Origin of the sequence: Afipia sp. Root123D2 (genome assembly GCF_001425835.1) — a bacterium.
GTDB lineage: Bacteria > Pseudomonadota > Alphaproteobacteria > Rhizobiales > Xanthobacteraceae > Afipia.
The window spans coordinates 70,001-95,845 of sequence record NZ_LMDP01000003.1 but is presented as its reverse complement, the minus strand read 5'-3'; the positions used below and the strand labels follow the sequence as shown (position 1 = coordinate 95,845).

The 25,845-nt window shown below is 62.3% G+C and carries 18 protein-coding genes, 2 tRNA genes, 2 rRNA genes and 1 riboswitch (1 of these 23 running past the window's edge); of the genes, 14 read left to right on the top strand and 8 right to left on the bottom strand.

Annotated elements, in window-relative coordinates; translation table 11 throughout:
* Positions 1-4: 4 nt before the first annotated feature.
* Positions 5-2,536, top strand: coding sequence for a TIGR02302 family protein (locus ASC80_RS15635; RefSeq protein ID WP_056299233.1), 2,532 nt, complete (start codon positions 5-7; stop codon positions 2,534-2,536).
* On the opposite strand, the gene ASC80_RS15630 is transcribed toward ASC80_RS15635, so the two are convergent.
* Together ASC80_RS15630 and ASC80_RS15625 are read right to left on the bottom strand one after the other, a co-directional pair.
* A complete protein-coding gene (locus ASC80_RS15630; protein WP_056299232.1) occupies positions 2,523-2,909 on the bottom strand; it encodes a response regulator in 387 nt (128 codons plus the stop codon). The two genes, ASC80_RS15635 and ASC80_RS15630, sit on opposite strands and share 14 nt — an antisense overlap.
* On the bottom strand, positions 2,910-3,785 hold the full coding sequence (locus ASC80_RS15625; RefSeq protein WP_056299228.1) for a zinc-ribbon domain-containing protein: 876 nt from the start codon (positions 3,783-3,785) through the stop codon (positions 2,910-2,912). It abuts the gene before it with no gap.
* Between the two features lie 152 nt (positions 3,786-3,937).
* Between ASC80_RS15625 and ftsE the strand changes: the two genes are divergently transcribed.
* The 4 genes from ftsE to ASC80_RS15605 all read left to right on the top strand — a co-directional run bounded on the left by ftsE (position 3,938) and on the right by ASC80_RS15605 (position 7,218).
* On the top strand, positions 3,938-4,597 hold the full coding sequence (gene ftsE, locus ASC80_RS15620) for a cell division ATP-binding protein FtsE (RefSeq protein ID WP_056299226.1): 660 nt from the start codon (positions 3,938-3,940) through the stop codon (positions 4,595-4,597).
* A 39-nt stretch (positions 4,598-4,636) separates the two neighbouring features.
* Positions 4,637-5,578 carry a cell division protein FtsX gene (locus ASC80_RS15615; RefSeq protein ID WP_056299225.1) on the top strand — a complete coding sequence of 314 codons (942 nt, stop codon included), beginning with the start codon at positions 4,637-4,639 and terminating at the stop codon, positions 5,576-5,578.
* Positions 5,579-5,700: 122 nt separating this feature from the next.
* Entirely contained in the window at positions 5,701-6,429 is a 729-nt protein-coding gene (locus ASC80_RS15610) for a YdcF family protein (RefSeq protein ID WP_056299222.1), read from the top strand.
* A gap of 12 nt (positions 6,430-6,441) precedes the next feature.
* Positions 6,442-7,218: a lysophospholipid acyltransferase family protein gene (locus tag ASC80_RS15605; RefSeq protein WP_056299219.1), complete on the top strand. Its 777-nt coding sequence runs from the start codon at positions 6,442-6,444 to the stop codon at positions 7,216-7,218.
* Here the strand turns inward: ASC80_RS15605 and ASC80_RS15600 are convergent.
* A complete protein-coding gene (locus ASC80_RS15600) occupies positions 7,213-7,809 on the bottom strand; it encodes a gamma-glutamylcyclotransferase (RefSeq protein ID WP_056299216.1) in 597 nt (198 codons plus the stop codon). The genes ASC80_RS15605 and ASC80_RS15600 overlap by 6 nt on opposite strands.
* 163 nt (positions 7,810-7,972) lie before the next feature.
* Here ASC80_RS15600 and ASC80_RS15595 point away from each other — a divergent pair, with 163 nt between their 5' ends.
* On the top strand, positions 7,973-9,115 hold the full coding sequence (locus ASC80_RS15595; RefSeq protein WP_056300800.1) for a DUF2125 domain-containing protein: 1,143 nt from the start codon (positions 7,973-7,975) through the stop codon (positions 9,113-9,115).
* Between the two features lie 63 nt (positions 9,116-9,178).
* Here ASC80_RS15595 and ASC80_RS15590 read toward each other — a convergent pair whose 3' ends face one another.
* Genes ASC80_RS15590 through ASC80_RS15580 form a run of 3 tightly spaced genes read right to left on the bottom strand, consistent with a single transcriptional unit; the run spans position 9,179 to position 12,087 of the window.
* Complete coding sequence (locus tag ASC80_RS15590) at positions 9,179-10,117, bottom strand: prephenate/arogenate dehydrogenase family protein (RefSeq protein ID WP_056299213.1); 939 nt, start codon at positions 10,115-10,117, stop codon at positions 9,179-9,181.
* Positions 10,114-11,208, bottom strand: a complete 1,095-nt coding sequence (hisC, locus tag ASC80_RS15585) for a histidinol-phosphate transaminase (RefSeq protein WP_056299210.1) — start codon at positions 11,206-11,208, stop codon at positions 10,114-10,116. The genes ASC80_RS15590 and hisC overlap by 4 nt, the downstream gene beginning before the upstream one ends.
* A gap of 24 nt (positions 11,209-11,232) precedes the next feature.
* On the bottom strand, positions 11,233-12,087 hold the full coding sequence (locus tag ASC80_RS15580; RefSeq protein ID WP_056299207.1) for a chorismate mutase: 855 nt from the start codon (positions 12,085-12,087) through the stop codon (positions 11,233-11,235).
* A gap of 174 nt (positions 12,088-12,261) precedes the next feature.
* A riboswitch (SAM riboswitch) is annotated at positions 12,262-12,341 on the top strand.
* 85 nt (positions 12,342-12,426) lie between these two features.
* Between ASC80_RS15580 and metX the strand changes: the two genes are divergently transcribed.
* From metX to clpB, 4 genes are all read left to right on the top strand, one after another.
* Positions 12,427-13,629, top strand: coding sequence for a homoserine O-acetyltransferase MetX (gene metX / locus ASC80_RS15575; RefSeq protein WP_056299204.1), 1,203 nt, complete (start codon positions 12,427-12,429; stop codon positions 13,627-13,629).
* Entirely contained in the window at positions 13,626-14,285 is a 660-nt protein-coding gene (metW, locus tag ASC80_RS15570) for a methionine biosynthesis protein MetW (RefSeq protein ID WP_056299201.1), read from the top strand. The genes metX and metW overlap by 4 nt, the downstream gene beginning before the upstream one ends.
* 188 nt (positions 14,286-14,473) lie before the next feature.
* On the top strand, positions 14,474-15,142 hold the full coding sequence (locus ASC80_RS15565; RefSeq protein ID WP_056299198.1) for a TIGR02594 family protein: 669 nt from the start codon (positions 14,474-14,476) through the stop codon (positions 15,140-15,142).
* Between the two features lie 302 nt (positions 15,143-15,444).
* Complete coding sequence (gene clpB / locus ASC80_RS15560) at positions 15,445-18,084, top strand: ATP-dependent chaperone ClpB (protein ID WP_056299197.1); 2,640 nt, start codon at positions 15,445-15,447, stop codon at positions 18,082-18,084.
* Between the two features lie 64 nt (positions 18,085-18,148).
* On the opposite strand, the gene ASC80_RS15555 is transcribed toward clpB, so the two are convergent.
* Together ASC80_RS15555 and ASC80_RS15550 are read right to left on the bottom strand one after the other, a co-directional pair.
* On the bottom strand, positions 18,149-19,786 hold the full coding sequence (locus ASC80_RS15555) for an NHL repeat-containing protein (RefSeq protein WP_056299196.1): 1,638 nt from the start codon (positions 19,784-19,786) through the stop codon (positions 18,149-18,151).
* A 145-nt stretch (positions 19,787-19,931) separates the two neighbouring features.
* Entirely contained in the window at positions 19,932-21,974 is a 2,043-nt protein-coding gene (locus tag ASC80_RS15550; protein WP_056300797.1) for a M23 family metallopeptidase, read from the bottom strand.
* Positions 21,975-22,681: 707 nt separating this feature from the next.
* On the opposite strand from ASC80_RS15550, the gene ASC80_RS15545 reads away from it, so the two are divergent.
* The 4 genes from ASC80_RS15545 to ASC80_RS15530 form a co-directional block, all read left to right on the top strand.
* Positions 22,682-24,170, top strand: a 16S ribosomal RNA gene (locus ASC80_RS15545).
* A gap of 205 nt (positions 24,171-24,375) precedes the next feature.
* Positions 24,376-24,452, top strand: a tRNA-Ile gene (locus ASC80_RS15540).
* 32 nt (positions 24,453-24,484) lie between these two features.
* Positions 24,485-24,560, top strand: a tRNA-Ala gene (locus ASC80_RS15535).
* 409 nt (positions 24,561-24,969) lie between these two features.
* Positions 24,970-25,845 (top strand): 23S ribosomal RNA (locus ASC80_RS15530); it runs 1,942 nt beyond the window's last position.
* The 16S and 23S rRNA genes sit together here with 2 tRNA genes alongside, the layout of an rRNA operon.

Here is a 25,845-nt window from a genome sequence, read left to right as displayed (position 1 = left end):
CTCGTTGAGCGGTCCGAATCTCGATCCATCTAGGCGCGCGCCCGATCCCGAAGCGGTGCAGCGCAATCAGCTCGCGCAGGCCTTGCAGCGGGCGCGGATGGCGATTGCGTGGGAACGCCTGTGGCCGAATCTGGCGCGGGTTCTCACGGTCACCGGATTGTTTCTGGCGGCATCGTGGGCCGGCGCCTGGGTCGCGCTGCCGCTGTTCGCGCGAATCGGCGGTCTGGTGCTGTTTGCGGCATTGGCGCTGGCGTCGCTGCTGCCATTCGCGAAGTTTCGCTGGCCGACGCGTGAAGATGCGCTGCGGCGTCTTGATCGCGGTTCCGGCATTTCGCATCGCCCCGCAACCGCGCTGACCGATACCATCACGTCGCAAGATCCGGTATCGCAGGCGCTGTGGGCCGAACAGCGGGCGCGAACGCTGGCGTCACTCAACCGAATTCGCGCCGGGCTGCCGACGCCGCGCCTTCCGCTTCACGATCCGTGGGCGCTGCGCGGCCTTGTCGCGATGCTGATGGTGGTGACTTTCATCGCCGCCGGGGAGGATCGTTTCGCGCGCGTCGCCGCTTTCTTCGACTGGAACGGGGCCCTGTCGCCGGCCAATGTCCGGGTCGATGCGTGGATTAGCCCGCCGCCTTACACCAGCCGTCCGCCGATCATTCTGTCGGCCTCCACGGCCAAGGATGCACCCCCGGCTGAGTCCGGGGCAGTGCCAGTTCCTGTTGGCAGCACGCTGATCGTGCGCGCCAGCGGCAGCAGACTCGATGTCAGCGTTGGCGGCGATGTCAGCGAAGTTCCTGTCACCGAGCAGGTGGCGCAGGGCACCAGCGAGCGGCGCTTTACGATCGCCGGTGACGGCAGCGCGCATATCCGCGCTCCGTCCGGCCACCCACAATGGACGTTCAAGGCGGTGCCGGATCGTGCACCGGCGATTGCGCTGGCCAAGGATCCCGAGCGGCAGGCACGCGGTGCATTGCAATTGTCCTACAAGCTTGACGACGATTATGGCGTCACCGAAGCGCACGCGCATTTCGCCGCGCATCCGGTCGGCGGTGGCGGCTCCGCAGCGCAGCCCCTCTACGATGCGCCGGATGTTACATTGTCGTTGCCGAACGCCCGGACCCGCAACGGGGTTGGCCAGACCGTGAAGGATCTCAGCGAGCATCCTTATGCCGGCACGGACGTGACGTTGACCCTGACGGCCAAGGACGAAGCGGGCAATGAAGGGCACAGCGAACCGTTCGAGCTGAAATTGCCGGAGCGGCTGTTCACCAAGCCGCTGGCGCGCGCTCTGATCGAGCAGCGTCGCACGCTCGCGCTCGACGCCAATCAGAAGCCACTGGTGCTGATCGCGCTCAAGGCGCTGATGATCGCGCCGGAGACCTTCGTTCCCGAGTTCGGGCAGTATCTCGGCCTGCGCAGCGTCGCCGGTCAACTCGCCGGGTCCAGCAACAAGGATGCGCTGCGTGCCACGGTCGACAGTATGTGGGCGCTCGCGGTGGCCATCGAGGACGGCAACATCACCGACGTCGACAAGGCGCTGCGCGCCGCGCAGGACGCGCTGAAGCAGGCGCTGGAGCGGGGCGCCAGCGACGAGGAAATCAAGAAGCTCACGGAAAATCTGCGTGCGGCGCTCGACAATTTCATGCGCCAGCTTGCCGAGCAGCTGCGCAACAATCCGCAGCAACTCGCCCGCCCGCTCGATCCCAACGCCCGCGTCATGCGCCCGCAGGATCTGAAGAACATGATCGATCGCATGGAGCGTCTGTCGCGTTCCGGGGACAAGGATGCCGCGCGGCAGTTGCTCGACCAGATGCAGCAGATGCTGGAAAATCTGCAGATGGCGCAGCCCGGCCAGGGCGATTCCAGTATGGATCAGGCGCTGAACGAACTCGGCGATCTGGTGCGCAAGCAGCAGCAGTTGCGCGACAGGACTTTCAAGGAAGGTCAGGAGTCGCGGCGCGGCGACCGCAGCCAGCGCGACCAGAATGCGATGAACGGGTTGCAGCAGGACCAGCAGGGTCTGCGCGAGCGTCTCCAGAAATTGCTCGAGGACATGAAGCGCAACGGCATGATGCCGGGCCAGCAGGGTGAGGACGGCGAGAGCGATTCGGCCGAAAGCGGTCAGCAGGATGGCGGTAACGCGCTCGGCGACGCGGAGTCGGCGATGGGCGACGCGGATGGCCAGCTCGGAGACGGTAACGCCGAAGGCGCTGTTGGCTCGCAGGGGCGGGCGCTCGAGGCGCTGCGCAAGGGTGCGCAGAATCTGGCGCAGTCGCAGCAGGGTGAAGGACAGCAGGGCGAGGGCCCGGGCAATCGCGTCGGCCGTCAGCAGAGCGGCGGCAATGACAGGGATCCTCTGGGACGTCCGCTGCATGGCCGCGACTACGGCGACGATCTGTCAGTGAAGATTCCCGGCGAGATCGACGTGCAGCGTGTTCGCAGGATTCTTGAAGAACTGCGCCGCCGCTTTTCCGATCCGCAGCGCCCGCAGATCGAGCTCGACTACATCGAGCGGCTGCTCAAGGATTATTGATCCTTTTTTTCGATGCCAGCGCGTCGGCCACCGCAGTGCGGATGTCGGCGATCGCAAATGGTTTGGTGATGACGTCGTAGATGATGGCATCGAGGCCAGACGCCCGTTCGCGCTGATCGGCAAAGCCGGTCATCAGCAGGATCGTCAGATCGGGAAAATCACGAGCCACCGCGAGCGCCAGCGCGATACCGTCCATCAGCGGCATCTTGATGTCGGTCAGCAGCAGGTCGAAGGCGCCGTTTTCGCGGACGATGATCTCCAGCGCCTCGGCGCCGTCCTGGGCGGTGACGATCTCGTGGCCGTCCATGGCGATGGCGCGCGACACCAGCGAGCGCATCGAATCTTCGTCGTCAGCAATCAGAATCCGCGCCATTCAGATGGCTCCGGCCGCGATGTCCTGCCGGTTGAAGAATCGCACTGCGATTTCCCGCCCTTCCGGCGGCGGCGAGGCGAGACGGGTTTTGAACCACGCCTTTTCGCCGGGATTGAGGATAGGCCGCTCCAGAACCGCGTTCCAGGCGTAGATATCGGCCCCGTGTGCGTCGCGCACGATGAAGCGCAGCCGCGGCAGTTCCGCCGGCTTGCGGGCGGTGTCGGCGATGGATCCCTCGATCACCAGCACCGGCTTGTTATCGACGGTCTCGGTGGTGAGCTTGAGGTCTTCGAACGCCAGTCCGCGCAGGTTGACGCCCAGACCGATGGTTTTGAAGAACAGCGCGGTTTGCGGCATCAGGCGGACGACATCTGTGCGCCAGGCGACCAGCGCGAAAACCATCGCTGCCATCGCGACGCAGGCGGTGTTGAGATTGAGCGCGGGCAGATAGGCCTTCAGGCCGGACCGGGATCGTGCGCTGCGCCGTCCGGTTCCGCCGCCGAAACCGCGCCGCCCGAATCCGGATGCACGGGGAGGCTTCACGTCGTTCGCAACCTGTGCCGCAGGCTCGGTGGGGCCGGAACCGTCTTCTTGCGCGGTCGTGCCGGTGTCGTCCCAGTCGGCTGAAATCGACGGGCTTTCGATATGAGGAGTGTCGTCCTCCCGCCAGTCATTGGTTGCGGGATGCGGGGAACCGGCTGATGGGGCTTCGGCTGCGAATGCAGGTCCGGCGGCCGGCGCCAGCGCGGCGATTTCTTCCGGATGGGCCTGCCAGGTTTCATGGCAGCGGGCACACCGAACCTTGCGCCCGGAGGCGCCGAATTTGGCCGGATCGACCGCGTAGGATGTCGTACAGTGAGGGCAAATGATCTGCATGGACGAATCGCCAGAGTGAACCCGAGCGCAACCTACAAAACGTCCGTTAACGAATCGGAAACCATAACGGCGGCAAAACCGGACTGGATGATGTCTGACCGCGACACCCTGGGGGAGGCGACCCCTGTGCGTGAACTCGAACGGAGCTGAACTTGGTCCGGTTCGAAAATGTCGGTTTGCGCTATGGGCTCGGCCCGGAAATTCTGCGCGACCTCACCTTCCAGATTCCAGCCCACTCCTTTCAGTTCCTGACGGGGCCGTCCGGCGCGGGCAAGACCTCGCTGCTGCGGATGCTGTTCCTGTCGCTGCGGCCGACGCGCGGCCTCGTCAATCTGTTCGGGCAGGATGTGTCGCTGCTCGATAAGAATGCAGTCGCCGATCTGCGCGCGCGCATCGGCATCGTGCTGCAGGATTTCCGCCTGCTCGATCACATGACCACTTACGAGAATGTCGCGCTGCCATTCCGGGTGATGGGCCGCAACGAGTCCAGCTACCGCAAGGAGGTCATTGACCTGCTGAAATGGGTCGGTCTCGGCGAGCGGATGGACGCATTGCCGCCGATCCTGTCGGGCGGCGAGAAGCAGCGCGCCGCGATCGCGCGCGCGGTGATCGCGCGGCCGCAGTTGCTGCTGGCCGACGAGCCGACCGGAAACGTCGATCCGTCGCTGGCACGGCGGCTGCTCAATCTGTTTATCCAGTTGAATCGTACCGGGACCGCGGTCGTGATCGCCACTCACGATATCGCGTTGATGGACCAGTACGAAGCGCGCCGCATGGTGCTGCACGAATCCCGGCTGCATATCTATGAATAGGACCCCCGCCAATAGATTTTCCGTGACGGGTGTCTCGCCATGATGGACATGGGCAGCGACCAGCCGCGGATGGGCATCCATGCGCGCAACATGTCGCCGATCGTGCCGCGCGGATCGATTTCCGGAACGGCGCTGGTCGCGGTGGTTGCGATCATGACGTTCCTCGCGTCGATCACCACCGGCGCGGTGCTGCTGGTTCGCGCATCGGCGCATGAATGGCAGGCCGACGTCGCCAGTGAAGTCACCATCCAGGTGCGTCCGGTGGGCGGCCGCGATCTCGAGCGCGATGTGCGCGCCGCCGTCGAGGTGACGCGCAGCCAGCCCGGCATTGTCGATGCGCGGGCGTTCAGTAAGGAAGAATCCGCCAAATTGCTCGAGCCCTGGCTCGGCACCGGGCTGTCGCTCGATGAATTGCCGGTACCGCGCATGGTGGTGGCGCGTGTCACGCCGGGACAGGCGCTCGATCTTGAAAACCTGCGCCGTCGGCTCACCGAGGTCGCTCCGTCAGCGACGGTCGATGATCATCGGGCGTGGATCGGCCGGATGCGCTCGATGAGCGGCGCGATCGTGTTCGCCGGTATGGCGATTCTGGCGCTGGTGATCGTCGCCACCGTGATCTCGGTATCGTTCGCGACGCGCGGCGCGATGGCGGCCAACCGGCCGATCGTCGAGGTTTTGCATTTCGTCGGCGCGCACGACAGTTACATCGCCAACCGGTTCTTGCGGCACTTCCTGCGGCTCGGACTCGAAGGCGGCCTGATCGGAGTCATTGCGGCCATGCTGGTCTTTGGATTTTCCGAATCCATTGCCAGCTGGTTTTCGGGGACGCCGGTCGGCGACCAGTTCGCCGCGCTGCTCGGGACGTTTGCGCTGCCGGGCTGGGGCTATCTGACGCTGGCGGCACAGGCGTTGCTGATTGCCGCGGTGACCGCGTGGGCATCTCGCCGCACCTTGTTCGCAACCCTCGATGACATCGATTGACGCACCGCTTCGAGGGCGAGATCGCAAAAGTCACAGCCCCGCCGGAATTTAAGATACACTTGCGCGAGGGCGCCCGAATTGACACTTGAGGGCAAATCAGGGGCGGACTGCACGATATCGTTATGACCATGCAGACTAATCGACATTCGCCGGAGACATCGTCCGGCCGCGGCACCCGGCCGCGGCGATCGGGCTGGCATGTCCTGATGCGCTGTCTGGCCGTGGTCATGTTGGTGGTGCTGGGTGGATTCGTCTGGTTTCTGACACTGCTGCGCTCGGACGAACAGAAGCCGCCACGCAATGCGGACGGTATTGTCGTGCTGACCGGCGGTTCGTCGCGGGTGTCCGATGCGCTGGAATTGCTTTCGGTCGGTTATGGCAAGCGGCTGCTGATATCGGGCGTTCACCGCGCCAACGGATTCAACGACATCGGGCGGTCGCTGCCGGACACCCAGAAGCTGCTGGCGTGCTGCGTCGATCTCGACCGCTCGGCGGTGAACACCCGCAGCAACGCGACGGAAACCCGGCGCTGGGCGACCGAGCGCGGTTTCAAGTCGCTGATCGTGGTGACGTCGAACTATCATGTGCCGCGTGCGGCGGTGGAATTGACGCATGCGATGCCGGACATCGACCTGATCTGGTATCCGGTGATCGGCGAAAAGTGGCGCGACGAGCCGTGGTGGAGCAGTGGCGCGGCGCTGCGGCTGCTGTTATCGGAATACGTGAAATACGTCGTGGCCGAAGTGCGGGTGCGTCTTGAGGATCGCGGTCTGGAATTGATCCCCGACATCGAGGATCAGCCGGTCGCCAGCGAAATGGTCCGCAAGCCGGCCAAGGTATCCACCAACTAAGCGAGTCGATTGATGGTTTCGGTGTTTATACGCTCGCTGATCTACAACGCCCTGTTCTATCTCAATCTTGTGTTCTGGGTTCTGCTCGGATTGCCGACCTATGCCATGCCGCGCTGGGGCATCGTCTGGATCGCCAAGAACTGGGGCAAGACCAGCATCTGGCTGATGCGCATCGTGTGCAACACGCGCGTCGAATATCGCGGGCTGGAGAAAATTCCATCCGGACCGCTACTCGCGGCGGCCAAGCATCAGTCGGCGTGGGAAACCTTTGCGCTGCTGCAGTTCTTCGATCAACCGCTCTACATTCTCAAGCGCGAGTTGCTGTGGCTGCCGTTCTTTGGCTGGTATCTGTCGAAGGCCGACATGATCGGTGTCGATCGCAATGCCGGCGGCCGCAGTTTGCTGAAGATGGCAAAACGCGCCGCCGAGGAAGTTCGTCGCGGGCGCCAACTCATCATCTTCCCGGAAGGAACGCGCCGTGCGGTCGGTGCGCCGCCAGACTACAAGGCCGGCGTCAGCCAGATCTATGTCGGGTGCGGCGTGACCTGTATTCCGATCGCGCTCAATTCCGGGCTGTTTTGGCCGCGCCGCAGCTTCATGCGCTATCCCGGCACGCTGGTGGTTGAATTCCTCGATCCGATTCCGCCGGGCCTCAAGCGCGACGAATTCACCGCGCGCGTGTCGACCGCGATCGAGGACGCGTCCAATCGGCTGATCGAGGCCGGCCGCGCGGAGCAGGTCCGGCTGATGGGATTTTCGGCGCCGGTGCCGGCAGCCCAGCAATCATAAATCGGGATCGAATTTCGTCGCCGCAGTGACGCCGCCGTGCAGCAGCGCGGCGAGATGGTGCAGCGGCGTATCGCGGATACCCCTTGTCTCCAGTGCCTTCACCGTGGCGAGGACGTATTCGGCGTTCGGCCCATACTGGCCATGGCCCTGACGGACCAGCCGCAATTGTTCGTCGAGTGTCAGGCGGCCAGCATATTGGGTATGGCCCCGGTCGGCTACGTAAGCGAGGGCCCGGACCCGCTCACGCGCATCGCCATCGAGCCAGACCGAGCGCATCACCTCGCGGTAAACGCTGGTGACCTGTTCGCGCTCGCGCAGGTAAGCCACGGTCTCGGCGCGCCGTTGCCGGCTGACGCGGAACGCGACGCCCTGGCAGGCGCCGCCGCGATCGAGCCCGAGCACCAGTCCGGGTTTTTCGTAAGTGCCGCGATGGACCATCGAATAGATGCAGAGCGAGCGATGTTCGCCGATCAGCCGCGCCGAGCGTTGCTCGACGAATTCGAATCCCGGCTTCCAGATCAGCGATCCGTATCCGAAGACCCACAGATCACTGTCGGGGAAGTCGCTGTCGGATAGCGTTTTCGCGGTCATGGCGTCACGCCTACCAGCCCCCTTGGTGGGGCGCAAGCATCTGGACTACAAGGTTAATCAGGAGAAAGAATCAGTTCTTTCAATTGCCCAATTCCCGTGTTCTAGGTTCCTAATGCTCAGCCCCTCTCCCGCACGCCGCCGTCGTCTGTGGCCCGTCTTCATCATGCCCGCTGTGGTTCTCGTTCTGGCCATCGGCTGGAGCGCGTTCTGGTTCTACGCGGCATCGCAGGTCGACGTGCAGTTCGATGGCTGGCGCACCCGCGAGGCCAAATCGGGCCGGACCTATGAATGCTCGAACCGCAGCGTGGCGGGCTATCCGTTCCGTCTCGAGGTGCGTTGCGCCGATCCGGTGATTTCGCTGATCGCGCAGACCGCACAGCAAATTGCCACCCGCACGCCGCTGACCGCGAAGCTGAAGGAAATTCTCGCGATCGCGCAGATCTACAATCCGCGTCTGGTCATTGCCGAATTCACCGGCCCGGCCACGGTGGCAACCACCGGACAGGCTCCGTTCGCTACCGCCAAATGGAGTCTCGGGCGCGCCAGCGTCGCCGGCCTGCCGGATATTCCGCAGCGTGTGTCACTGGAATTCAACGATCCCGCCATCGACCGTCTCGATGGTGGCAACCCGACCCAGCTTTTGCGCGCGAAGCATCTCGAATGGCACGGCCGGCTGCTGGACGGCTCGACGCCGGCCAATCCGGTGATCGAGACCGTGCTGGAATTGACCGGCGCCAGCCTGCAAGGGATTCATCCGGTGTTGGCCGATCCGTTCGATGCCAACATCCGCGCCCAGTTGCGCGGGCTGAAGGATTTTTCGCCGAAGCCGTGGCCCGAACGTTTCCGTGAAATTCAGGCCGCCGGCGGCCGGATCGATTTCACCGAGTCGCGACTGCAGCAGGGCGATACGCTCGCCGTGGCTGCCGGGTCGCTCGGCCTCACCGCCGATGGTTATCTCGAAGGCGAACTGCAGATGACCGTTGCCGGCATGGAGCGGTTGATTCCGGCACTCGGACTCGAGAAGGCAATGGAGCAGGGCGTGTCGCAATCGTCAGTCGATCGCGTCGCGCCGGGCGTCAGCGCGCAGGACGTCAACAAGGTGATCGGTGCGCTCGACCGGATGATTCCGGGGCTCGGCAACATCGCGCGAAAGAACGCCAACGCCGGTCTTGCGGCAGGCATCAATCTGCTCGGCCAGCAGACCACTCTCGAAGGCCGCAAGGCGCAGGCCTTCAAGGTGACGTTCACTCACGGCGCGCTTCTGCTCGGGCCTTTCCGCGTGGCGCAGACCCCGCCGCTGTTTTGAGATTTTGACACTTGTAGTCTGGTTGTCATGGCCGGGTTCGTCCCGGCCATCCACGTCTGTCTTTCAGGACTTCTTCGGCAGACGGGCGTGCGGACGGCCGAAGTCGGCGCTGTCGGTTTCCTGACCCATGCTGACGATGCCGCGGCGGATCGCGCGGGTCCGGGTGAAGTGCTCGAACAGCACGTCGCCGTCGCCGCGGCGGATGGCGCGGGTTAGCTTGGACAGGTCTTCCTGAAACGCGCCGAGCATTTCCAGCACAGCGTCCTTGTTGGTCAGGAACACGTCGCGCCACATGGTCGGATCGGACGCGGCGATACGGGTGAAGTCGCGGAAACCGCCGGCGGAGAATTTCAGCACTTCCGAGCGCGTCACGTCTTCCAGTTCGTCGGCGGTGCCGACGATGGTGTAGGCGATCAGGTGCGGCAGGTGGCTGGTCACGGCGAGCACGAGATCGTGGTGATCCGCCGCCATGGTTTCGACATTGGCGCCGAGCGCGCTCCAGAATGCGGCGAGCTTCTCGACCGCTGCCGCATCGGCACCTTCGGGCGGCGTCAGGATGCACCAGCGGTTGATGAACAACTCAGCGAAGCCTGAGTCCGGCCCCGAGTTCTCGGTGCCGGCGACCGGATGCGCCGGAATGAAATGGACGTTGGCGGGCAGGTGCGCGGCCATATCCCGCAGCACCATGCCTTTGACGGAGCCGACATCGGAAACAATCGCACCCGGTTTGAGATGTGGCGCAATTGCTCCCGCGACTGGCCCGCAGGCGCCGACCGGGATGCACAGTATAACGAGGTCCGCGTCCTTCACGGCCTCCGCGTTTGTGTCCACCACGCGATCGACGATCCCAAGCTCTTGCACGCGCGCGCGGGTCGCCGGCGAGCGCGCGGTGGCCACGATCTCTCCCGCAAGCCCCTGGGCGCGTGCCCCACGTGCAATCGAGCCGCCGATCAGGCCGAAGCCGATCAGCGCGATGCGTCCGAATAACGGCTCGGCGTTCACTTCTGCCCCATGAATTCGCGCAGCGCATCGACGACGAGACGATTGGCCTCCTCGGTGCCGATGGTCATGCGCAGCGCGTGCGGAAGCTGATAGTTCTTCAATGCGCGCAGGATCAGGCCGCGCTTGGTGAGGAATGCATCGGCATCGTCGGCGGTCTTGCCCTTGTCGAGCGGGAAGTGGATCAGGATGAAGTTCGCCACGCTCGGCGTCACCTTGAGGCCGAGCTTGCTAACTTCGTCGGTCAGCCAGGTGCGCCACGTCTCGGTGTGGTTGCGTGACATCTGATAGTGCTCGGTGTCCTCGATGGCGGCTACGGCAGCGAGCATCGCCGGCGTCGAGACGTTGAACGGTCCGCGAATCCGGTTGACGGCATCGACGATGTTGGCGGGGCCGTACATCCAGCCGATCCGCAGTGCGGCAAGGCCGTAGATTTTAGAGAAAGTGCGGGTCATCACCGTGTTGTCGGTGGTCGCCACCAGTTCGATGCCGGACTCGTAGTCGTTGCGCGACACGAAATCGGCATAGGCGGCGTCGAGCACCAGCAGCACATGCGGCGGCAATTCGTTGCGCAGCCGCTTGACCTCGTCGAAGGGGATGTAGGTTCCGGTCGGATTGTTCGGGTTGGCGAGCCACACCAGCTTGGTGCGCGGCGTCACCGCTTTCAGGATGGCGTCGACGTCGGCGGTGAAGTTGGTTTCCGGCACCACGACGTTGGTCGCGCCGTTGCCCATGGTGGCGATCGGGTAGACCAGAAATCCGTGGGTGGTGTGGATCGCCTCGTCGCCCGGGCCGAGATAGGTGTGCGCCAGGAAATTCAGGATCTCGTCGGAGCCGGCGCTGCAAATGATGCGGTCCGGATCGAGGCCATAGGCGCGGCCGATGGCCTCGCGCAGCACCCGCGACGTTCCTTCCGGATAATCCTCGAGATGATCGGCGGCTGCCTTGTAGGCGGCGATCGCCTTCGGCGACGGGCCGAGCGGCGTTTCGTTGGCCGACAGTTTGAACACGCGCCCGCTAACGCCAGCGCCGCTCTTGCCCGGTGTATAGGGCGCAATATCGAGAATGCCGGGCTTCGGCACGGGACGGGACATCGACTTCAACTCCGGAACGATGGATCAGGTTTTCGCGGCAGCGCCGTTTGAGGGGACCGTATAGCGCGTCGCATGGCCGCCGACGAGGGCGGAAGAGCGGACCGATGCACCGGCGGCGATCAGGACCGATTTGATCTTGTCGAGACCGGTTGCGGTCGGGATCGAGGCCAGCAGCGCAGCGCCGTCGGAGGCGGTGTCGGGGACCGCGATGACCTCGGACAATGGCGACAGCGCGCGCGCGGCGTCGGCGCTCCAGCCGGAGACGCGGATGCTCCACATCTCGATCTCGGTCACGATGGCGTCGTCGGCGACACGGGAGATCACGAACACCGGCAGCGCTGCCGGGTGATCGGCGCGTTCGATGAACGGCAGCCGGGCAATGATCTTCGGTGCGTCCTTGGCTTCCAGTGCGAGCCACCATGGCGCCATGCTGCTGGTTGCGGATAGCAGAGCGAGATCGCCACGCGACTTCGCGACTGCCTCGACCGCCGCAGGTGCATTGAAGTGGGAGACGAACGGCACTGTGAAGCCGAAATGAAACCGTGCGGAATCCCGTATTGCGGACTCACCCGATGACACATCGGCATGAAGCGCGAACGGTGCCTGAACGTAAGTGAAGGTCGAGATGATAACGCGCCAGATGCCCTCGACAGTATCGAGCGGCAGGATGCCGCGATGGCGCGTGACCAGACGGCGCATCATGTCGGCTTCGCGCGCCGGCCTGAATGCCGAGCCGACCTCCTGGGTCTTCTTCACCGAGATCAGGCGGTCGATGATGTCGCCGCGCCGCATCAGCAGTTCGTGGACCTGCGAGTCGATATCGTCGATCTCGCGGCGCAGGTCTTGAAGCGATGGTGGGGCTGGTGGCGTGTTGGTCATGACATCGTAACTTGCATTTGCAGCGGCGGTGCTGCGCTGGCGGCCTGTCTGGGAGGGAATGGGCTCGCCGCATTGATAGGGCCATATGCCTCGAAAGCAAAGGAAACATTGCTCCGGAGCAAGCGTCGGCGTGTCGGGTTCGCTTGACGCAAGGCTAGGTGGGGACTAGTGTTTTCCCACTTCCGTGGTCATTTGAGCCGGCCGGCTTGCAGCCACGTTAAACAACTCGCTAAACAGGCCGGGGACAGAAGTGATCCCGGCCGAGCTTTCGTTCAGGCCGGTTTTTTATGGCCTGATGTCCCGTCCTGTTCCGCAGGACCTCGGGAGGCCCGTATTCGGATGGTAAATTTCAAGCCGCAGACGACCCCGGCGGCGCAGGCCGGAGAGCGTGCGCGCGAGGCGGATCATCCGTCGTCGCAGGTCGCAGCTTTTGGCGCCGACAAGCCGCTCCATCTCGACTGCGGCGTCGATCTCGCCCCGTTCCAGATCGCCTATCAGGCCTACGGCCAGCTCAACGCCGATCGCTCCAACGCCATTCTGATCTGCCATGCGCTAACCGGAGATCAGCATGTCGCAAACGTGCACCCGGTCACCGGCAAGCCGGGGTGGTGGGAGACGATGGTGGGACCGGGCAAGCCGATCGACACCAATAAGTATTACATCATTTGCTCCAACGTCGTCGGCGGCTGCATGGGGTCGACCGGCCCGTCGTCGACCAATCCCGCCACCGGCAAGCCAAGGGGGCTGGATTTTCCGATGATCACCTTGCCCGACATGGTGCGGGCGCAGGCGATGCTGCTCGATCATCTCGGCATCCGGAAACTGTTTGCCGTGGTCGGCGGATCGATGGGCGGCATGCAGGCGCTGCAATGGGCGGCGGCCTATCCGGAGCGCGTGTTCTCGGTGCTGGCGGTGGCGTGCAGCACGCGGCATTCGGCGCAGAACATCGCCTTCCACGAACTCGGCCGTCAGGCGGTGATGGCCGACCCGGACTGGCGCGGCGGGCGCTATTTCGAGTTCGGCACCCATCCGCGCCGCGGCCTCGGCGTCGCGCGCATGGCGGCGCACATCACCTATCTGTCCGACGCGGCACTGCATCGCAAGTTCGGGCGGCGTTTGCAGGATCGCGCGGTGCCGACGTTCTCGTTCGACGCCGACTTCGAGGTCGAGAGCTATCTGCGGCATCAGGGCTCGTCGTTTGTCGAGCGCTTCGATGCCAACAGCTATCTCTATCTGACCCGCGCGATGGATTACTTCGACATCGCCGCCGATCATGACGGTGTGCTGGCGGAAGCGTTTCGCGGCATCGTCACCCGCTTCTGCGTGGTGTCGTTCACCAGCGACTGGCTGTTTCCGACATCGGAATCGCGCGCGGTGGTCCATGCACTCAACGCCAGCAGCGCGCGTGTGTCGTTCGCCGAGATCGAAACCGACAAGGGGCACGACGCCTTCCTGCTCGATGTGCCGGAGTTCTTTGATATCTCGCGCGCCTTTCTGGAATCGGGCGCCACGGCGCACGGACTGAATGCGGTGACACGATGACGACTGTGCAGGACACGTTCCATCCGACTGCGAACCTGCCGAAAATCGACGGCCATTATCGCGGTGACCACCTGCTGGTGGCGGAGATGGTGGAGCCCGGCTCGCGGGTGCTCGACGTCGGCTGCGGCGAAGGCGATCTGCTGCGATTGCTGGAGACGCGCGGCGTGGATGGCCGCGGCATCGAGTTGTCGCGCGAAGGCGTCAACGGATGCGTCGCCAAGGGCCTCGCGGTGGTGCAGGGCGACGCCGACACCGATCTCGTCAATTATCCGGATGACGCGTTCGACTACGTGATCCTGTCGCAGACTCTGCAGGCGACGCGTCAGCCGCGCGTGGTGCTGGAGAATCTTTTGCGGATCGGACGCCGCGCGATCGTCTCGTTTCCGAATTTCGGTCACTGGAAAATGCGGCTTCAGCTTCTGGTCAAAGGACAGATGCCGCGCACCGATAATCTGCCGGCGACATGGTACGACACGCCGAACATCCACTTCTGTACCATTAAGGATTTTGTCCAGCTTTGCGACGAAATCAACGTCAAGATGGAGCGTGCGGTCGCGCTCGATCTGTACGGAAGGCCGCTGCGGCTCAACGCTCCGTGGTGGTTCTGGAATATGTTTGGTGAGCAGGGCGTGTTCCTGCTGACTCGCCGCGATTAATCTAAGCGGCTGAAATAGGGCGCTTTTCGCCGGTTTTTGATACGAAATGATCGCGCCAATACCGCGAAATGATTAGGTGCTATGCGTTCCAGGCCATTTTCTCGCCACATCTAAACTTGTTTTACAGGCCATCAATCTTCACCCCGCGTCTGCTGGAGGAACGCGGCCATTCATGAGGGACTGTTTTGATGGATTTTTCTAACGCGTTTCACCGTCCGCTTCGGCACGTGGCATTCGCATTGTGCTCGGTGGCAATCGTTGCAATGGCCACTCCAGCCTCTGCAAGACCGTCGCACCACCACGGACGACATGCACACGCGCATCACGCTCAACATCATCACGTCAAGAAGCATCGCCACGTCCGGCGTCATCGCAGCCATCGGCATCGCGCGCGTCACGTCTCGCGCTGGGATGCCGGCGTGCGTACGATGAAGGCGCAGCGTCTTCACACCGCCAATGCCTCGATGGGCAATAGCTCCGAAGGATTCGGCGGTTCGGGATTCAGCATGTCGAATGTTGTCTCCGAAGCGCGGCGCTACATCGGTCGTGGAAATCCGACCGGCCGTAGCCGCCTGTGGTGTGCGCGTTTCATGAATATGGTTCTGCAGCGCTCCGGTCATCAGGGCACTGGTTCTGACATGGCGCGCTCGTTCGCGAGTTACGGCCGTCGCGTGTCCGGTCCGCAGGTCGGAGCCATCGCTGTGATGTCGCGTGGCCGCCGTGGCGGTCATGTCGGCGTGGTCAGCGGGATCGACGCGCAGGGCAATCCGATCATCATTTCGGGCAATCACGGCCATCGCGTCGCCGAGGCGAAGTATTCGCGCGGTCGGGTCTACGCCTATGTGATGCCGAACTGATCTCGGCAAACTGATCTCGGGCGATCATTCTGTCGCCGGCGGCTCCCTGCCGCCGGCGTTTTCTTTGGCGCCGCCGCGCGCTCGCCGGGCTGCCGGTTCAGAGCTTCCCAAGGTCCGGCAAGGCGAAATGCCAAGGCCTCGCCATCCGTAGCCCGGGTGACGATTTTGCGGCCCGCGCCTCTTTTCCAGGCGCGAGGGGGTTCCCACATGTGGTCCAAGCCGGCGTTATGCCGGGTAAACCCATTGAAGATGCTTGGGGCGTGCCTTCGGGGCGCCACGAGGCAGGCTGAGGGACACCACGAATGAATATTGAAAAATATACCGACCGCGTGAAGGGCTTTATCCAGTCGGCGCAGTCGCTTGCGCTGCGTGAGGGTCACCAGCAGTTCTCGCCGCTTCACGTGCTGAAAGTCCTGTTGGACGACAGCGAAGGCCTGGCCGGCGGTCTGATCGATCGGTCCGGCGGCAATTCGCGCGCGATCCTGAAATCCACCGAAGAGGCTTTGGCGAAGCTGCCGAAAGTATCCGGCGCGGGCTCGGGACAGATTTATCTCGCGCCCGAGACGGCGCGTGCTTTTTCCGCCGCCGAGCAGGCGGCCGAAAAAGCCGGCGACAGCTTTGTCACCGTCGAGCGCCTGCTGCAGGCGCTGGCAGCCGACAAGGACAGCGAAGCCGGCAAGCTGCTCGCCAAGGGCGGCGTCACGCCGCAGAATCTCAACGCGGCGATCAACGCGCTGCGCAAGGGTCGCACCGCCGACAGTGCGTCGGCGGAAAACGCCTATGACGCGCTGAAGAAGTATGCCCGCGACCTGACGCAAGCGGCGCGCGACGGCAAGCTCGATCCGGTGATCGGCCGCGACGAGGAAATCCGCCGCACGATTCAGGTGCTGTCCCGGCGCACCAAGAACAATCCGGTGCTGATCGGCGAGCCCGGCGTCGGCAAGACCGCGATCGTCGAGGGTCTGGCGCTGCGTATCCTCAACGGCGACGTGCCGGAGAGCCTGAAGGACAAGAAGCTGCTGTCGCTCGATCTCGGCGCGCTGATTGCCGGTGCGAAATATCGCGGCGAGTTCGAAGAGCGCTTGAAAGCGGTGCTGCAGGAAGTGACCTCCGCCGAGGGCGGCATCGTGCTGTTCATCGACGAGATGCATACCCTGATCGGCGCCGGCAAGGCGGACGGCGCGATGGATGCGTCGAACCTCTTAAAGCCTGCTCTCGCTCGCGGCGAACTGCACTGCATCGGCGCGACCACGCTCGATGAGTACCGCAAGCATGTCGAGAAGGATGCGGCGCTGGCGCGGCGCTTCCAGCCGGTGTTCGTGTCCGAGCCGACGGTCGAGGATACGGTGTCGATCCTGCGTGGCCTCAAGGACAAATACGAGCAGCACCACGGCGTCCGGATCACGGATTCCGCGCTGGTCGCGGCGGCAACGTTGTCGAACCGCTACATCACCGACCGCTTCCTGCCGGACAAGGCGATCGACCTTGTCGACGAGGCGGCGGCGCGGCTGAAGATGCAGGTCGATTCCAAGCCCGAGGAGCTGGATTCGCTCGACCGCGAAATCATCCGGCTCAAGATCGAGCAGGAGGCGCTCAAGAAGGAGAGCGACGCCGGCTCGAAGAACCGGCTGCAGACGCTGGAAAAAGAACTGGTGGACCTCGAAAAGCGGTCGGCCGATCTCACCTCGCGCTGGCAGGCCGAGAAGAGCAAGCTGTCCGACGCGCAGAAAATGAAAAGCGAGCTTGAGCAACTGCGCACCGAGCTGGCGAACGCCCAGCGCAAGGGCGAATTCCAGAAAGCGGGCGAACTGGCCTATGGCCGGATTCCCGAACTTGAGAAGAAGCTCGCGGCCGTCGAGGCAAGCGAAAGCTCCTCGACCATCGACGAGGCGGTGACGGCCGACAACATCGCGCAGGTGGTATCGCGCTGGACCGGTGTGCCGGTCGACAAGATGCTCGAAGGCGAAAAGGAGAAACTGCTGCGGATGGAGGACATGCTGAGCAAGCGTGTCATCGGTCAGGCGCAGGCGGTGCGTGCGGTGTCGACCGCGGTGCGTCGCGCCCGTGCCGGGTTGCAGGATCCCCACCGGCCAATCGGTTCGTTCATGTTCCTCGGCCCCACCGGCGTCGGCAAGACCGAACTGACCAAGGCGCTCGCCGAATATCTGTTCGACGACGAAACCGCGCTGGTCCGCATGGATATGTCCGAATACATGGAAAAGCATTCGGTGGCGCGGCTGATCGGCGCGCCTCCTGGCTATGTCGGTTACGACGAAGGCGGCGCGTTGACCGAAGCGGTGCGGCGCAGGCCGTATCAGGTCGTGCTGTTCGATGAGATCGAGAAGGCGCACCCGGATGTGTTCAACGTCCTGCTGCAGGTGCTCGATGACGGCCGCCTGACAGACGGGCAGGGCCGCACCGTCGACTTCCGCAACACGCTGATCATCATGACGTCGAACCTCGGCGCCGAGTATCTCGTCAACCAGCCGGAGGGCGAGGACACCAACGCGGTGCGCGAGCAGGTGATGGGCATGGTGCGCTCGCACTTCCGTCCCGAATTCCTCAACCGCATCGACGAGATCATCCTGTTCCACCGGCTGCAGAAGAGCGAGATGGGCCGCATCGTCGAGATCCAGTTCTCGCGGCTGCGCAAGCTGCTGGAAGACCGCAAGATCGAACTGTCGCTCGACGCCAAGGCGCGGGATTGGCTCGCCGAGAAAGGCTGGGATCCGGCCTACGGCGCGCGTCCGCTCAAGCGGGTGATCCAGCGCACCGTACAGGACCCACTGGCCGAGATGATCCTGGCCGGCGACGTGCAAGACGATTCGAAGGTGAAGATCTCCACGGGCAAGAATGGCCTCACGTTCAACGGAAAGGCTGCCCCGACCGACGAAGCAGAAGCCGACCTCGATCAGTCGGTGCCGAAGCGGATGCTGAATTGAAACGTGAAGCGCCCCTTTTCTTGCGAAAAAGGGCGCTTCGTTTTCGTGGTGAGTTCTTCGGCCGCTATTTCTTCGTCAGCTTGTAGATCGCATTTTCGATGTCGGACGACACGTAGATCGTGCCGTTCGGGCCGACGCCGACGCCCGTCGGAAGGTTGGTCGGCAGGCCACCGGGCGCGCCCTGAAGGCCGATTGGCAGATTGGCGGCCAGTTCGATGACGGCGCCGCTCTTCGGGTCAATCGAAATAATCCGTTTCGCTCCGACCTCGGCAACGAACAGCCTGCCGTCAGCCGCCAGTGCAAGTCCTTCCGGACCTTTCAGATCTTTGGCAACGGCGGTCTTCGCACCACTCGCCAGATCGACCTTCGTCACTTGTCCGGCGAGCGCTTCCGTCAGGTAGACTGTGTTGTCGTCGGCCGCGACCAGCCCCACCGGGCCGGCGAGGTCGGTCGCAATCGTCTTGCGATCCTTGCCATGCTCGCCGCTGGCCCGCACCAGCGACTTGGTGCCGTATTCGTTGACGAGGACGCTGCCGTCGGCGAGGCGGATCGCATCGTGCGGCGCCTTGAAGCCATGCCACATGTCGATGCTCTTGCCGGTCTTGCGATCGACCAGTTGCACCGTGCCGGTGAACCAGCTCGACAGCACGACATGATCGCCCTTGGCGGTGGCGCTCATCGGATATTCGAGGACGGTGCCGTCGGCGTGCATGCGCGAAACTTCGCTGACTTTTCCGGTCGCACCATCCACCGTGCGATAGGCAAACACATCGGCGACGTAGATCGTATCGGTGCCGTTATCGGAGACGACACCGATGCCGCCGGGCAGCGCCAGCGCACCGATGATCACCTGTTTGGCTGTACCGGTCGCGGGATCGACCTGCTGTACGCCGTTGTCGGCCATGTTGGAGACGAAGATCGTGTCCTGTGCATCGATCGCGAGATTGTCGAGCGACGGCTTGAGCTGCGCGGCGACGGTTTTCGCGCCGGTTTTCGGATCGACGCGGATCAATTGGCCAGTCGCGGTATCGACCACCCAAAGATTGCCCTTGGAATCGAAGTTCGCAGCAGCCGGTGTCTTGAACCCGTCGGCGACCACGGTCAGTTCGCCCTTGTCGACATCCACCTTGACGACCTGATGCTTGAACCACAGCGGGCCGTAGAGCATGTCATCGGGGCCGAACTCGAAGCCGTTCAGGCCGCCCATCTTTTCCATGATCTTGCGCGGCGGCTTGTCACCCGCAACGTCGATCTCATAGAGCGCGTCGCCGAGGAACACCTGTGTGGCGTAGAGCCGGCCGTCCTTTCGGAACGCCAGCGAATTGATGCCGGGCAGGCCGGCCGCGAGTTTCCTGATCAGGCCGTCGCCCTTGCGCGCGTAGATGTCGCCGGTCAGGAAGCCGGTCCACGCCATCGTGCCATCGGGTGCAAAGGCGATATCGTCGGCCATGCCGCCATCGGCGGTGGAGATGGCGATCTTCGCCGTGCCGGTGGCGCGATCGATCTCATACAACGCGGCACCGGCGACGCTGCCGGCGAACAGACGACCGCTGCTGTCGATGCCTAGCCCGTGCACGCCGTGGAAGGCGGAGCCGGGAACGAGTTTGGTGACCTCGTAACTTTCAGCAGATGCGGTAGAGACGAACGGAGCGGCTGCAAATATAGCCGCGAATGCCAAACCCGTGACAAGCCGATGTGTCATGGCCGTAACCTCCCGGATTTTGCTTAATCGCGTTGTGCGCAAAGCATCCGTTGGCAGCTGCGGGTTGGCAATGAAAATCGACCTTGCAGCGCACGCGCTACGCACGGCGTCAAACAGTCGGTGATGTTTTGAGAAGTTGGAAGGGTCAGCGGATGCTGGCTTGGGCGGCGATCGGGTTTCGGCCGCTCTTGGGCGGCTCGTCCAGCGCCACGCGCGCATTGCGGTTGGCCATGATGCCGTCGAGCCGGTCGCGTTCAGCTTCAAAGCTCGCAAGCAGCGGGCCCTGAAGCGAACGGCCACGCGGAAGTTTCACACGCATTGGATCGACGAAGCGGCCGTTGACCAGGATTTCGTAGTGGACGTGAGCGCCGGTCGACATGCCGGTCGAGCCGACGAAGCCGATCACCTGTCCCTGACGAACCCGCTTGCCGGGCTCCATGCCCTTGGCGAAAGCGCTCATGTGGCCGTAGGCAGTCTCGTATCCGTTGGGATGCTTGATGCGGATGTACTTGCCGTAGCCGCCTTCCCACTGGGCCTTTTCGATGATGCCGTTGCCGGATGCGAAGATCGGTGTGCCGTAGGAAGTGGCCCAGTCGACGCCGGTGTGCATCTTGGCGTAGCCGAGGATCGGATGGCGGCGTCCGCCGAAACCGGAGCGCATGATCGCGTTGGCGACAGGTTTGCGGACCAGGAACTTCTTCGCGCTCTTGCCGGTCTCATCGTAGTAATCGACGATGGCGTCGTCCGGAGTCTGGAAGCGGTAGTATTTCTTGGTTTCGCCGCCGACTGTGAGGGCGGCGTAGAGAACGTCGTTCTTTTCGGCGTTGCCGGAGCCTTCGTCCTCGCCGGCGAAGAAGACATCGAACGAGTCGCCTGGCTGGACCCGGCGCTGGAAGTCGACGTCGTAGGAATAGACGCGGATCATGTCCTCGATCACGCTTTGCGGGACCTTGTCGCGCAGTGCCGTCTCGTAAATGCTCTGATAGAGCCGGACGCCAGTGCCGTCGTCATCGTCGTCGTCATCGCTCTTGTTGCTGGCGGTTTCGGTGACGCCGTTGAAGCTCTGGACGTCGACCGCGACGTAGCGGCCGAGATCCGACAGGGCAGCGACGGCTTCGATCATGGTTTCGTTGGCGACGATGACGCGAACCGGCTGCGCCGGGCGTCCCGGACCGATTGACTCCATCAGGATGCGCAGCTTCTGGCCTTCCTTCAATCCGCCGTCGCGGCCGCGCGGGCCGAGATTGGCGGCGATCGCTCTGGCGTCTTCCGGCGCGGCGCCCATGTCGCGCAGCACGGACTGGATGGTGTCGCCTTTCTTGACGATGTGGACGCGTTCGCCGGTGGGATTGCCGCCGGTGATCTGGTCCTTGGTCTTCGCGAGCAGCGTGACGTTTTCGGGAACGATGCGCGTTTCAAACCCGGCGTAAGGATCGGCCGGAGCGCCTTCCGCGGCGTAGGCCATCTTGATGCCGGCCGGCGATGCCGCGGCATAACGCACGCCCGCGTTGCCGCGCCAGTTCGATGCCTCTCGCACGCGCATCAGCACGTCTTCGATCGTCACATGGGTCGCGATCTTGGCGCGCGGCAGTATGCTGCCGAGATCGCGGACCACGAACGAGACTTCGGCGTCCGGCTCGGCGTTGGCGTTGGGATTGCGCGGATCGTCCTCGGTATTGGCGACGGTGCTGTCGACGTCGGTCAGGATTTTCTGGGCGTTGAACGGCGGCACCTTGGAGGACAGGTCGCTGGTGGTCAGCGACAGGTTGCCTGAAATGCGAACGAACGGGCGGACACGCATGATTTCGCGATTGCCGACGCGGGTCGCGGTCGAAACCCGGATCACCTGGCGGGCCGCGGCGGCTTCGCTCGGCGGCGGCAGGCGATCGCTCTTGCGTGCGACGGCGCCCTTGTCAGCGCCGCTGAATGCGCCACGCAGTGCACTCTCGACGCGCTCGGGCACCTTCGCGAATGTCATTTCGCCGTCGAGCGACGCAAAAACGGCGCCGCCGATCAGGGCTGCGCCGCAAAGACCAGTCAGGATGGTGCCGCTGAACCACTGCACGGATACGCTGCGGCGATCGATAACGGCGGCTTCCGAACCATCGACGGAAAGCGGTGGCTCATGTCCGAGATCGATGACCCCGGCACGTCCGTATTGTCCCCCGCGTAACGTCCCGTGGTTCAAACCGCCGTCCCCCAACGTCTTTCAACAGTTGTTTAGCTGGTCTGAGATGCCCGGGGGCGTCTCGGAACCCGCACCATATGTCCGCCGCCCGTGCGGGAGCGAATCTGTTTAGCCCAAACCGGCCTGAAACCCTACTTGCGATCGGCGGTTTGTTGCATATTTCACATACAGAACGTCGCAGGAATGTGGCTCAAGTACGGCGTCAGCCCTGATAAATCAGGGACTTCTTGGCTCCCGGAAAATCTTCCACACGATGTGACGATTTCTTGAAATCGAACGTTGACAACCCGAACCGGGGCGGCCTATAACCCGACCACTGAGCGCGGCGCGGCCATGACCCCGGTCACGGCACAGCGGCGCGTCTTTGAAGCTCCTCACTACGATGAGTGAATAAGCAGCCGATAGTTGTCGGTTGTTATTTCGCGTCGGATGGATGTTTCAGAATTTGGGACCTGCGGTCCCGGGCTGTTTGACAAGTAAAGATGAAGAAAGAGAAACGTGGACGGCGGAGTCCTTGCGGGTCTCGATCGTGAGAAAGCTTCGGCTTTCAAAGGGTTGAGACCGGACGAAAGACTTCGGCGGTACACGTTTTAAAGGTTACACCATCGTTGTCAGCGATGTGAATCGCGGACAGCTGTTGGCTTCGGCTAACAAAAAATGGTGGGACCTCGTCAAACGTTGTGATCAGCCGGTTCAAAGTTCAAGTCCAACTTGAGAGTTTGATCCTGGCTCAGAGCGAACGCTGGCGGCAGGCTTAACACATGCAAGTCGAGCGGGCGTAGCAATACGTCAGCGGCAGACGGGTGAGTAACGCGTGGGAACGTACCTTTTGGTTCGGAACAACACAGGGAAACTTGTGCTAATACCGGATAAGCCCTTACGGGGAAAGATTTATCGCCAAAAGATCGGCCCGCGTCTGATTAGCTTGTTGGTGAGGTAACGGCTCACCAAGGCGACGATCAGTAGCTGGTCTGAGAGGATGATCAGCCACATTGGGACTGAGACACGGCCCAAACTCCTACGGGAGGCAGCAGTGGGGAATATTGGACAATGGGCGCAAGCCTGATCCAGCCATGCCGCGTGAGTGATGAAGGCCCTAGGGTTGTAAAGCTCTTTTGTGCGGGAAGATAATGACTGTACCGCAAGAATAAGCCCCGGCTAACTTCGTGCCAGCAGCCGCGGTAATACGAAGGGGGCTAGCGTTGCTCGGAATCACTGGGCGTAAAGGGTGCGTAGGTGGATTTTTAAGTCAGGGGTGAAATCCTGGAGCTCAACTCCAGAACTGCCTTTGATACTGGGAATCTTGAGTTCGGGAGAGGTGAGTGGAACTGCGAGTGTAGAGGTGAAATTCGTAGATATTCGCAAGAACACCAGTGGCGAAGGCGGCTCACTGGCCCGATACTGACACTGAGGCACGAAAGCGTGGGGAGCAAACAGGATTAGATACCCTGGTAGTCCACGCCGTAAACGATGAATGCCAGCCGTTGGGGAGTTTACTCTTCAGTGGCGCAGCTAACGCTTTAAGCATTCCGCCTGGGGAGTACGGTCGCAAGATTAAAACTCAAAGGAATTGACGGGGGCCCGCACAAGCGGTGGAGCATGTGGTTTAATTCGACGCAACGCGCAGAACCTTACCAGCCCTTGACATGTCCAGGACCGGTCGCAGAGATGTGACCTTCTCTTCGGAGCCTGGAGCACAGGTGCTGCATGGCTGTCGTCAGCTCGTGTCGTGAGATGTTGGGTTAAGTCCCGCAACGAGCGCAACCCCCGTCCTTAGTTGCTACCATTTAGTTGAGCACTCTAAGGAGACTGCCGGTGATAAGCCGCGAGGAAGGTGGGGATGACGTCAAGTCCTCATGGCCCTTACGGGCTGGGCTACACACGTGCTACAATGGCGGTGACAATGGGACGCTAAGGAGCAATCCTTCGCAAATCTCAAAAAGCCGTCTCAGTTCGGATTGGACTCTGCAACTCGAGTCCATGAAGTTGGAATCGCTAGTAATCGTGGATCAGCATGCCACGGTGAATACGTTCCCGGGCCTTGTACACACCGCCCGTCACACCATGGGAGTTGGTTTTACCTGAAGGCGGTGCGCTAACCCGCAAGGGAGGCAGCCGACCACGGTAGGGTCAGCGACTGGGGTGAAGTCGTAACAAGGTAGCCGTAGGGGAACCTGCGGCTGGATCACCTCCTTTCTAAGGATGGTTCTTCAAGAGCTTGCTCTTATCGAACCTCTTCAGAAACATCAGTGGCCAATGATCGTCAGGATTGTTGAGCTGCATTGGCGGGACACCGCCGTCTTCGTTTCTCTTTCTTCGCGGACGAACACGCGCCAGGGGCGGCGCTGCAGCGATACGTTTGCGCAAGCGACGTCGCGCCGGCTTGAGCTCCTCGTCGTTAGGGCTTGTAGCTCAGTTGGTTAGAGCGCGCGCTTGATAAGCGTGAGGTCGGAAGTTCAAGTCTTCCCAGGCCCACCATCTCATTGAGCGTTGCATTCGTCTTCTGGTACGGGGCCATAGCTCAGCTGGGAGAGCGCGTGCTTTGCAAGCATGAGGTCGTCGGTTCGATCCCGTCTGGCTCCACCAGATGGTTTGATTGATCACGGCATCGCTTACCGTTCATCGTCCGCGAAACATCGCTTCGCTTTCGTCGTTCTCACCAGAACGGCGTCTGCGGGATTTCTGACATCGTAAAGAGGAGATCGATCCGAGCTTGGATCGCAAAGCACATCGCAAGATGTGTGATGCGGAGCCTTGCATAATCTCCAGGTCATTTTCGGCGCCTGTTCATCGCAAGATGAGCGGGTTGTAAAATGATCTTTTTAGTGAAGCTTGACCGCCTCACTATCGGTTCGATCTTACGAAGCAAGCTGGTCTTTCTAATCATATCCAGCCGCATGCAGCATCTATCGAGGGTGCGCGCTACAGGTCTTCGGATCTGCGGCAAGTGTGCGGTAAACATTCTGCCGAGTGTGTGGATATCGATAATGAGAGCAATCAAGTGCCTTAAGGGTGTTCGGTGGATGCCTTGGCGCTGAGAGGCGATGAAGGACGTGCTACGCTGCGATAAGCCGTGGGGAGCTGCGAAGGAGCTTTGATCCACGGATTTCCGAATGGGGAAACCCACCTTCGATAGCCGGAACTCTAAGCGCATGATGACGCAAGTCATCGTGGGTTTGGATTTCCGGTTATCAAGCGAAGGTATGAGATCTCTGAATACATAGGAGGTTTCAAGCGAACCCAGGGAACTGAAACATCTAAGTACCTGGAGGAAAGGACATCAACCGAGACTCCGCTAGTAGTGGCGAGCGAACGCGGACCAGGCCAGTGATACATCAAAGACAACCGGAACCTGTCAGGAAAGCAGGGCCTTAGTGGGTGATAGCCCCGTACGGGTAATGCGATGATGTATCCTCGAGTAAGGCGGGACACGTGAAATCCTGTCTGAACATGGGGGGACCACCCTCCAAGCCTAAGTACTCCTCAGCGACCGATAGTGAACCAGTACCGTGAGGGAAAGGTGAAAAGCACCCCGACGAGGGGAGTGAAATAGACCTGAAACCGGACACCTACAAACAGATGGAGCCCAAGATACGTTCTGGGTGACATCGTACCTTTTGTATTATGGGCCAGCGACTTAATTTAACGAGCAAGCTTAAACCGATAGGTGTAGGCGTAGCGAAAGCGAGTCTTAATAGGGCGCCAAGTTCGTTGTATTAGACCCGAAACCTAGTGATCTAGCCATGAGCAGGTTGAAGGTGAGGTAACACTCACTGGAGGACCGAACGGGTGTCTGTTGAAAAAGACTCCGATGACTTGTGGTTAGGGGTGAAAGGCCAATCAAACTGGGAAATAGCTGGTTCTCCGCGAA